Raw genomic sequence first — 2,354 nt, 5'->3', positions numbered from 1 at the left:
CAGGTGACGCACGCCGTGATCACCGTGCCCGCGTACTTCCGCGACGCGCAGCGGGGCGCGGCGCGCGCGGCGGCCGGGCGGGCGGGGCGCGTGGTTGTGTGGGGGGGGGCCCCCCCCACGGCCTCGCCGTCGCCGAGGTCCACGGTGAGGTCGGCGAGGACCTTCAGCGCGTCCGGGTCGCGCCCGAACCCGGCGGCGGCCGCCCGCAGTTCGGCACGCGCGGCCTCCGCTGCGGGGAGTCCGGCGACACGGACAAGGGCGACGTCCGCGTACCGCGCGGCGGTGTCGCGGGCGTGCGGGGCGGTGGCGTCGACGACGGTCACCGGGTGGCCCTGCGGCGGGCGGGGCACGATGGAGGGACCCCGGACGGAGAAGGTGCTTCCCTCGAAGTCGACGTAGTGCAGCTTGTCCCGGTCGATGAAGCGGCCGGTGGCCACGTCCCGTATCTCGGCGTCGTCCTCCCAGCTGTCCCACAACCGCCGGGCCACATCGGCGACTTCACCGGCCTCGCTCCACAGCTCTCCGCGCGGCGCGGCATGCCGCCGCCCGAAGAGCCGGGCCTCCGCCTCGCTGTCCGACACGTCGACCGCCCAGCCGGCCCGCCCGTGGCTGACCCAGTCCAGGGTCGCCACGGCCGCCTGCACATGGAACGGCTCGGTGTGCGTGGTCGTCACCGTGGGGACGAGCCCGATCCGCGCGGTGCCGGGCGCGACCCGCGCAAGCACGGCAAGCGCATCGGCCCCCGGCCGCCCGAAGGAGTCCCCGAGCGTCACAAAGTCGAGCAGCCCACGCTCGGCGAGCAGAGCCGACTCGGCGTAGGGGGCGGCTTCGTAGGCCCCTGGATGATCTATGGCAACGGCAAGGTGAAGGGTCATTGACCAGACCTTTCTAGACGGGGGGAGGAGCAGCGCCCCCGAAGGGGCGCGGGGAACTGCGCGAGCAACCACAACGCACCCGCAGCTGAAAACGGCTACGGCTTGGGCAACCCCGGCGGATTGATCCGCGACTTCCGCACGGCCTCACTGGAAAGCCCCCACCGCTTCAGAACCTCCCCATAACTCCCGTCCTTGATCAAGAAATTCAGCGCCGCGGCATACGCATCAACAAGCCCACTCCCCCGCTTCGTAGTGGCGGCGATCTCCCCCTGAACCAAGGCGCCCCCGCCAGAAACCGTGCCGACGATCTTCGTCTGACCAGCAGAAGCCACGTGATACGCCGCCGAAGGATTGGGCCCGAGATACGCGTCGATACGCCCCGACTGGAGGGCCAGGTAATAGTCGGAGTCCTTCTGGAAGTACTTGATGTCCACCGGCTCACGCCCGGCCTTCTCGTTCCCCTTGCTCCAGTCGACAAGGATCTTCTCCTGGTTGGTGCCAGAAGAGACGGCGATCGTCTTCCCCGCCACGTCCGCAGGCTTCCTCACCGTCCAGTCGGCGTCCTCACGCGCCTCGAAGGCAATATTGTCGAGGCGGTACGTCGCGAAGTCGTACTTCTGCTTGCGCTCCTCGGTCACCGTGACATTGCCGAAGACCCCGTCGAACTTCCCGCTGTCCAGGCCGACGAAGAGGTTCTCCCAGGACACCTGCTCGAACTTCGGCTTCAGGCCGAGCGTGTCGGCGACCAGGATCGCGATGTCGACCTCGGAGCCGATGCGGGTCTTGTCGTCGGTGGCGTAGAAGCCGAGCGGTGCGGTCGAGTCGGCGCCGCCGCCGAGCCGCAACGTGCCGCGCCTGCGCACCTCTTCGGGTACGAGCTCGGCTATCGCGTCGACCTTCTTGCCGCGTACGCGGTTCTGGTCGGGCCCGATGTTGATGTCGCCGACCTTCTTGGTGCCGGGCTTGCCGCCGCCGGTCGCGGCGTCGCTGTCCCCGCCGCAGGCGCCGAGCAGCGGCGCGATGGCCAGTGCGGCGACGGAGGCGGAGAGGGCGCGTCGGGAAAGGGAAAACATACGGAAGCTCCTGAAAAGAACCTGGGCTAGAGAACCTGGGCTAGAGAACCTTGGAAAGAAACGCGCGGGTGCGGTCGTGCCGCGGCCTGTCGAGTACGTCGCCGGGAGCGCCCTGCTCGACGACGAGTCCGTCGTCCATGAAGACGACCGTGTCGGCGACCTCGCGCGCGAAGCCGATCTCATGGGTGACGACGATCATCGTGGTGCCCTGGCTCGCCAAGTCCTTGATGACGTCGAGGACTTCACCCACCAGCTCGGGGTCGAGCGCGGACGTCGGCTCGTCGAAGAGCAGCAGTTTCGGCTCGACGGCGAGCGCGCGGGCGATGGCGACGCGCTGCTGCTGTCCGCCGGAGAGCTGCTTGGGGTAGGCGTCCGCCTTGTCGGCGAGCCCGACCCGGGCGAGCAG

General features: G+C 69.5%; 2 protein-coding genes and 2 pseudogenes. 1 reads left to right on the top strand and 3 read right to left on the bottom strand.

Going from position 1 to position 2,354, the window contains the following annotated elements; genetic code table 11:
- Positions 1-3: 3 nt before the first annotated feature.
- Positions 4-48: pseudogene (locus tag ACFWY6_RS38545) on the top strand (hypothetical protein); the annotation flags it as partial.
- A gap of 41 nt (positions 49-89) precedes the next feature.
- Here the strand turns inward: ACFWY6_RS38545 and ACFWY6_RS38540 are convergent.
- From ACFWY6_RS38540 to ACFWY6_RS38530, 3 genes and pseudogenes are all read right to left on the bottom strand, one after another.
- Positions 90-875: pseudogene (locus tag ACFWY6_RS38540) on the bottom strand (LLM class flavin-dependent oxidoreductase); the annotation flags it as partial.
- 95 nt (positions 876-970) lie between these two features.
- Positions 971-1,948, bottom strand: a complete 978-nt coding sequence (locus tag ACFWY6_RS38535; protein ID WP_384700570.1) for an ABC transporter substrate-binding protein — start codon at positions 1,946-1,948, stop codon at positions 971-973.
- Positions 1,949-1,988: 40 nt separating this feature from the next.
- The coding region (locus ACFWY6_RS38530) for an amino acid ABC transporter ATP-binding protein (RefSeq protein ID WP_384700568.1) at positions 1,989-2,354 on the bottom strand (366 nt) is incomplete at its 5' end.

Source organism: Streptomyces sp. NPDC059037, assembly GCF_042740015.1.
Lineage (GTDB): Bacteria > Actinomycetota > Actinomycetes > Streptomycetales > Streptomycetaceae > Streptomyces.
The sequence above is the reverse complement of the archived record's forward strand: the minus strand, read 5'-3'. Positions and strand labels throughout refer to the sequence as shown.